The sequence below is a fragment of the Shewanella sp. 4t3-1-2LB genome (assembly GCF_017368415.1).
In the GTDB taxonomy this organism is placed as follows: Bacteria; Pseudomonadota; Gammaproteobacteria; order Enterobacterales; family Shewanellaceae; genus Shewanella; species Shewanella fodinae.
Window position 1 is genome coordinate 1 of the sequence record NZ_JAFNJD010000194.1, and the last position, 252, is coordinate 252.

The 252-nt window shown below is 44.4% G+C and carries 1 pseudogene; it reads left to right on the forward strand.

Annotated elements, in window-relative coordinates:
- Nucleotides 1–125: 125 nt before the first annotated feature.
- A pseudogene (locus J3L11_RS19260) lies at nucleotides 126–252 on the forward strand (transposase); the annotation flags it as partial.

Sequence of the window (252 nt, forward strand, 5' to 3'; positions counted from 1 at the left end):
CGGCAACAGTGACTTGTTTAACCGCTTCGATTTTGAATTGTTCGGGGTAACGTTTATGGCTCATGGACACCTCTTTTTTAGCTAGTTTATCTAACTAAAAGGTGTCTAGGAAATCAGTGGCGATTCATAGCTCTGGAGGGAAAAGCTCTCTCGGTCATTTATCAAAGAGTGGTAATCGAGATTTAAGAACCTTGCTTATCCATGGTGCACGGGCGGTTATGCGGTGCGGGATAAACAGAACCGATGTCATGG